The 6,271-nt window shown below is 61.9% G+C and carries 9 protein-coding genes and 1 tRNA gene; all 10 read right to left on the reverse strand.

Annotation, left to right across the window (positions count from 1 at the left end; all coding sequences use genetic code 11):
- Positions 1 to 49: 49 nt before the first annotated feature.
- The gene (gene tpiA, locus GXH28_RS11870; RefSeq protein WP_169239244.1) at positions 50 to 808 is read right to left on the reverse strand and encodes a triose-phosphate isomerase; all 759 of its coding nucleotides are present in this window, start codon (positions 806 to 808) and stop codon (positions 50 to 52) included.
- A gap of 28 nt (positions 809 to 836) precedes the next feature.
- The gene (locus GXH28_RS11875) at positions 837 to 1,862 is read right to left on the reverse strand and encodes a lipid II:glycine glycyltransferase FemX (RefSeq protein WP_169239245.1); all 1,026 of its coding nucleotides are present in this window, start codon (positions 1,860 to 1,862) and stop codon (positions 837 to 839) included.
- An 80-nt stretch (positions 1,863 to 1,942) separates the two neighbouring features.
- Complete coding sequence (gene rplL / locus GXH28_RS11880; protein WP_169239246.1) at positions 1,943 to 2,329, reverse strand: 50S ribosomal protein L7/L12; 387 nt, start codon at positions 2,327 to 2,329, stop codon at positions 1,943 to 1,945.
- Between the two features lie 49 nt (positions 2,330 to 2,378).
- Positions 2,379 to 2,912: a 50S ribosomal protein L10 gene (gene rplJ, locus GXH28_RS11885; RefSeq protein ID WP_169239247.1), complete on the reverse strand. Its 534-nt coding sequence runs from the start codon at positions 2,910 to 2,912 to the stop codon at positions 2,379 to 2,381.
- A gap of 246 nt (positions 2,913 to 3,158) precedes the next feature.
- Positions 3,159 to 3,872 (reverse strand): 50S ribosomal protein L1, encoded by a 714-nt coding sequence (rplA, locus tag GXH28_RS11890; protein WP_169239248.1) that lies wholly within the window; start codon positions 3,870 to 3,872, stop codon positions 3,159 to 3,161.
- Positions 3,873 to 3,951: 79 nt separating this feature from the next.
- Positions 3,952 to 4,377 carry a 50S ribosomal protein L11 gene (gene rplK, locus GXH28_RS11895; protein ID WP_169239249.1) on the reverse strand — a complete coding sequence of 142 codons (426 nt, stop codon included), beginning with the start codon at positions 4,375 to 4,377 and terminating at the stop codon, positions 3,952 to 3,954.
- 78 nt (positions 4,378 to 4,455) lie between these two features.
- The gene (nusG, locus tag GXH28_RS16975) at positions 4,456 to 5,601 is read right to left on the reverse strand and encodes a transcription termination/antitermination protein NusG (protein WP_445082655.1); all 1,146 of its coding nucleotides are present in this window, start codon (positions 5,599 to 5,601) and stop codon (positions 4,456 to 4,458) included.
- A gap of 17 nt (positions 5,602 to 5,618) precedes the next feature.
- Positions 5,619 to 5,936 carry a preprotein translocase subunit SecE gene (gene secE / locus GXH28_RS11905; protein WP_169239250.1) on the reverse strand — a complete coding sequence of 106 codons (318 nt, stop codon included), beginning with the start codon at positions 5,934 to 5,936 and terminating at the stop codon, positions 5,619 to 5,621.
- A gap of 63 nt (positions 5,937 to 5,999) precedes the next feature.
- Positions 6,000 to 6,072 (reverse strand) — tRNA-Trp (locus GXH28_RS11910).
- Between the two features lie 97 nt (positions 6,073 to 6,169).
- A partial coding sequence (locus tag GXH28_RS11915) for an EF-Tu C-terminal domain-related protein (RefSeq protein WP_169239251.1) occupies positions 6,170 to 6,271 on the reverse strand: 102 nt, incomplete at its 5' end.

The following is a 6,271-nucleotide window of genomic DNA, read 5'->3' on the forward strand; positions in this document are numbered from 1 at the left end:
CCCGGCGCTGCGCCTCTTGGGGAGGGATGCGGGGGCGCCCACTTCACATTCACAAGTTTCCCTTAGCGGCCCGGACGATGGCGATGAAGTCATCGGCCTTCAGGCTCGCACCGCCCACCAGGGCGCCGTCCACATCGGGCTGGCGCAAGATTTCAGGCGCGTTCGCCGGCGTAACGCTGCCGCCGTACTGGATGCGCATCTCCTCGGCCAGCGCCCCGAACAAGTCGCGAAGCTGGGCACGCACAAAGGCGCAGCGCTGCTGGGCGTCGTCGGCTGTGGCCGCCCGGCCGGTGCCGATAGCCCACACCGGCTCGTAAGCGATGACGACGTTCGTTGCATCTTCAGCGGCGACGCCGGTCAGGGCAGCGTGCAACTGCTGTGCCAGCACCGCCTCGGTCTCGCCGCGCTCGTTTTGCTCCAGCGTTTCGCCGATGCACAGGATGGGCCGCAGGCCGTGTCGCAGCGCAGCGAGCACTTTGCGGTTGATGAAAGCGTCGCTTTCGCCGAAATGTTGGCGCCGTTCGGAATGGCCGAGGATGACGTAGTCGGCCAGGCCGGCCAGCATCACCGGCGAGATTTCGCCGGTGAACGCGCCTCGGTCTTGATCGTGCATGTTCTGTGCGCCGAGCCGAATCATCGTGTTGGCAATGGCTGACTTGACCGCCGTCAACGCCACGAAAGGCGGACACAACGCCACCTCGGTCTCGCGCACAGCGCGCAGGCCGGTGATCAGCTCGATGGCGAGATCGTAGGCCTCGTGCACCGTTTTATTCATCTTCCAATTGCCAGCAACAAACTGTTTTCGCATCGTTGAACCTGTGACGATCGGCGTCGCCCTATTGTCTCATCGGCCGTGAAGTGATGCGTAGCAGCATCTCCAGGAGACGTCCCGCATGCGACGGCATGTAGTCCCACGCGCCGAGGCCCTCGACGAAGCGCGCCCCGAAGCCTTCCTTGAAGCGATACACGCCCCAGAGTGGATCACGCGCGTCGCGCACGTCCGGCGCACCCCACCAGTCGTAGACGACGCAGCCCTGGTCGCGCGCCCAGCGCATCGCTACCCACTGCAACAAATAGTTTGGCATATGCTCACGCCCCACCGCGCGCGACATGCCGTAGAAATACCACGCGCGGTCGCCGAAGCGGAGCAGCACCAGGCCGGCCAGCGCCTGCCCTGCGCGCTCGGCAACGAACGCCGCGCTGTTCATCGTCCGCCACACATCGGCGTAGTAGGCTGCTTCGCGGATAGCAAATCCATCCCGACGGGCGGTCTCGGCATACATCGCGTAGAGCAGGCGTGCGTCGGCGTCGCCGATCGGCGCAACAAGGCGCACCTGCACGCCGCGCTTCTCCGCCAGACGCACGTTATAGCGCGTCTTCGGCTTCATTGCCGCAAGCAACGCCTCATCGCTGCGGCGCAGGTCGGTGTGCATCGTGTTGCGAAACTGGACCTGCGTAGACGAGTAGCGCCAGCCGCGCGCGGCGAGCAAGGCCCGGCAACGGTCGAGCGCATCGCCCTCGCCGGCCGAGGGCGGATCGCCGTCAGCCTTCACCCAGATCGCGCGCTTCGCTCGCGCCCGCTGCTCGAGCAGCGCCAGCGCTGCGTCGAACGCTTCGTCATCGGCGACGACCGGCCCGCGGGGCGCATAGAGCACGCAGACAGGCAGCCGGCTCATGCGGCGGGTCAACACTTGTACGGCCGCACGAGGAACGCCGGCCGCGCTGCGCAGCAGCCAACGCTCCGCCGTCCATCCCCAGCGCGACTTGAGTTCGCCCCAGGCCCACGATTGGAGCAGATGCGGCGCGGGCAGCGCGCGCAACGCTGCGTCCCATGCGCTTGCGTCTGTCACTTGCGACCACATCGCGGCAAATCGAAGGGGCGAAGCACTCGTCGATCGGTGCTTCGCCCCAGACGCAAACGGCGCGCTGCGCTTGGCAGCACTCACCGGATGATGACCTTGGCGCCGACTTCCTCGAGCTTCTTCTTGGTCTCTTCGGCCACCTCTTTTGAAACGCCGGTCTGAATCACCGACTTGGGAGCTTCGACCAGGTCCTTGGCCTCCTTCAGACCGAGGTTGGTGATGGCACGCACGACCTTGATCACTTCGATCTTCTTGGGGCCGACGTCCTCAAACACCACATCGAACTCGGTCTTCTCCTCAGCCGGGGCGGGCGCGGCGCCGGCGGCTGCCGGCACGGCGCCGGCGACCATGACGGGTGCAGCCGCAGCCGTCACGCCCCACTTTTCTTCCAGCATCTTCTTCAACTGAGCTGCTTCCAGCAGCGTCAGGCTGTTTAATTGTTCGACGATCGCGTTCAAATCTGCCATTTCTGTTTCTCCTCGAATCTCTCTAATCGCTAAAATCTCTAATCTCTACTCACGCCTCTTTGGGCGTTTCCTTGTCAATCCGCGCCTGCAAGGCGTACATCACACCGCCGATCGCTGCGTTCAGCACACCGACGAGGTTCGACGCCGGCGCCGAGAGGGCGCCGATGATCTGCGCGCGCAGCGTGTCCAGCGAAGGGAGCGACGCCAAGGCTTCGACTTCTTCTTTTGTGATGGCCTTGCCGCTCAACACGCCGCCGATGACCTCGAGCTTCTCAAACTCCTTGGTCAGCTCGTTCAGGGCTTTGGCCACGGCCGCCGGATCCTTGAAGCAAAAGCTCATAGCGGTAGCGCCGGTCAACCATTCGGCGGGCACGTCGTATCCGGCGCTTTTCAACGCGCGCTTCAACAGCGTATTCTTCGTGACGTGGAACTCGGCCTGCGCGCTGCGCATCTGGCTGCGCACCTTATCGAGTTCGGGCATCTTCAAGCCGCCGTAATGCGTGATGATCATCGCTTGGCTCTTGCCGATCAGCTCGGCATAGTTGGCGACGATGCGCTCCTTTTTCTCTCTTGAGATCGCCAAGTTTTCACCTCCTTCTTGAGTCCTTCACAGCGAAGGAAAATGAACTGCGCCTCGACCGGTGACAGGCCGAGGCGCACAACGCTCCGTTCGGGCGCTTCAGGCAGACGCCTGCGCGCTCACTCGTTCGTTTATGCCTCTTGCCTATACGGGCGCCGTTTATATCCCTCATCGCGAGGGAGGCCCGTAGTCACCGGCAGTCGCAGGGGTCAGATTATACCACACAACCTCATCCGTGCTCTGCGCGCATTATGCGGATGCGCGCGCGGCAAGGTTGGGATCCACGCGCACGCCCGGCCCCATCGTTGAAGTCAGCGTGATGCGCTTCATGAAAACGCCTTTGGCTGCTGCGGGCTTCGCCTTGTTCACCGCGTCAAGGAAGGCGTTGAGATTTTCGTTGAGCGCCTGAGGCGAGAAGCTCACTTTGCCCACCGGTACGTGGAGGTTCCCCGTCTTGTCCAGGCGGAACTCAACGCGGCCGGCGCGCGCTTCTTTGATCACGCGCGGAAGGTCGTCGGGGGGCACCACAGTGCCGGCTTTGGGGTTGGGCATGAGGCCGCGCGGGCCGAGCACTTTACCTAAGCGGCCAACTTTGCCCATCATGTCAGGCGTGGCGATCGCCACATCAAAATCGGTGAAGCCATCCTGAATCTTCTTAATCCACTCGTCGGTGTCGGCCACGATGTCGGCGCCGGCTTCTTGCGCAATGCGCGCGCCTTCCCCTTGCGCAAAGACGAGTATGCGCACCGTTTTGCCCAGGCCGTGGGGCAGCACAACCACACCGCGCACCTGCTGATCCGCTTGGCGCGGGTCCACGCCCAAACGGATGTGGCACTCCACAGTCGCATCAAACGTAGTGAAGCTGGTGTCCTTGACGAGTTGCACCGCTTCGCTGATTGAATACAACTTATTCCGATCGACTTTCGCTGCTGCCGCGAGATACTTCTTACCTGCTTTTGCCATCGAGATCACTCCTTGTGGTTCCAACGAGCTGGCGCTCTCCCACGCGACCGAGGCGCATGCGCCAAAACATGCCGCCCCCTCAGTCCACAACCTCCACGCCCATGCTGCGCGCCGTGCCGATCACCTGCTTCATCGCGCCTTCCAGGTCAATCGCGTTCAGGTCCTTCATCTTCATTTCAGCGATTTCCTTGACCTGCGCCCGGGTGATCTTGCCGACTTTGTTGCGGTTCGGCATCGCTGAACCTTTTTCGATGCCGGCCGCCTTGCGAATGAGCTGCGCAGTTGGCGGCGTGCCCAGCGTGAAGGTGAACGAGTTGTCCGTATAAACGGTGATTTTGGCCGGGATGATGTAGCCGGCCATCGAGGCCGTGCGCGCGTTGTATTCCTTGCAGAACATCATCAGGTTGATGCCATGCGGCGCGAGCGACGGGCCGATAGGAGGCGCAGGGCTGGCCTTGCCCGCCTCGATCTGAATGCTGACAACTGACTTGACTTTCTTTGCCATGATTCACTCCTTGTGGTCAAACGAGCGCGTGCTCTCCCACCCGTATCGCCCTCACCCAATGCGGAGCGGGTGAAAGCGCTACATCTTTTCCACTTGCAAAAAGTCCAGCTCGACCGGTGTGTCGCGTCCGAAGAAGGAGACCAGCACGGTCACTTTGGCGCGCTCGGTGTCTATCTTATCCACCAAGCCCACAAAATCGGCGAACGGGCCGTCAATGATGCGCACTTTCTGGCCCACGCGAAAGTTGACCTTGATCTTGGGCGCCTCCGCTTCCATACGGTGCAAGATCTGGTCAACCTCTTGTGGGCTGAGCGGTTGAGGCCGGTTGCCCATCCCGATGAAGCGCGTCACGCCAGGGGTGTTGCGCACCACATGCCACGAATCCTCGCTCATCTTCATACGCACCATGACGTAACCGGGGAAGATGCGGCGCTCAACCGTGCGACGCTTGCCATCGCGCACCTCGATTTCGTCTTCGGTGGGCACGACGACTTCAAAGATCTTGTCGGCCATGCCCATCGTTTCAATGCGCTGCTCCAGGTTGTGCTTGACCTTATTTTCGTAACCGGAGTAGCAATGGATGGCGTACCAATGCGGCTCGTCGGGCGACTCAACGCCTTCGGGCATGTAGGGGGCCTCATAACCGGTGCCGTCGCCTGGATCGGGCAGCTTTTCGGCTTTTTTCGCCGATTTACGCGGCGGCTTCGGCTTATCGGACTTGGCAGTTTTGCTACGCCGCTTCGGCGGCCGAATGACGATTTCTTCTTCTTCGGCTTCACTATGGGCCGCGACGTCAACAAGGGTTGCCCGCGATTGAGACGTATCTTCCGCGGGCGATTGTTCGGTGCTTAGCTCGGTCAACGCCGCCTGGGGTTGGCCCAGCGGCGCTGCGAATGTAGGCGATTCAACCAGCGGCCTATCGGACGCTGTATCCGGTTGCTCGGCCTGAGCACCGCCATCCATCCCCGGCGCCGCCGATGATTCCGAATCGGTCGGCGCTTCCGTGGTCACGATGGGCCGCAGCTCTGCCTGAGAGGTGATCGGCGCAGCTTCTGCCTCAGAAACGCTTGGGGCATCCTCGATTGGCTCGATCAGATGCTCGGTGTCCGCCGTATCAGGCTGCGGCGATGCCTGACCGGCCAGAGGCGCATTGGGGGTTGCGCCGCCTTCGCTCTGCGATGCGCCAGCGGGCTGTTCGGCCTGGTTCACATTCTCAAAACTCATCTCGTATTACGCCTCATTCACCGACGATCTCGGCTGGCGAATACGACCAGCACGATGATCGAAAGCACGATGACTATGGCAATCGCAATAGCGATGATGTTGGATAGCAAAATCGCTTCGACCAAGCGGCCAAAAAGGAAGTCAAACAGGCCGAGGAAGACGGCCATGGCGAAGGTCACCGCCAGCACCACGGTGGTCAGGTTGCGTGCTTCTGTGCGCGTCGGCCAGTGCACCTTGCGCAGCTCGCCCAGCGTCTCGCGCATATAGTCACGGATCGGTTCAATCAAGCTGGAGCCGCCGGACGACTTCTTTTCAGCAACGTCTTGATTCGCCATAGGTCATCACACTCTTAGGGGTGTCTGCCCACAGCAGGCCCCCCTAGTCGCTCATCGTTGTTACAGGGCAGGCAGGACTTGAACCCACAACCGCTCGATTTGGAGTCGAGTGCTCTACCTCTTGAGCTACTGCCCTTCAAGCAAGGATTATCCACCCTTTTCCACTCCCGACTCCCCCTTCGATTGCGCCAGACAGTTTCGCGGGGGCGAGGGAGTCGGGAGCGGCCCGGGTGCTAATCAAACACCTTGGTGATCGTGCCGGCTCCCACCGTCAATCCACCCTCGCGGATCGCAAACCGCGACCCTTGCTCCAACGCCACCGGCGCGATCAGCTT

It is taken from the genome of Candidatus Roseilinea sp. NK_OTU-006 (assembly GCF_012931985.1).
GTDB lineage: Bacteria > Chloroflexota > Anaerolineae > J036 > Brachytrichaceae > JAAFGM01.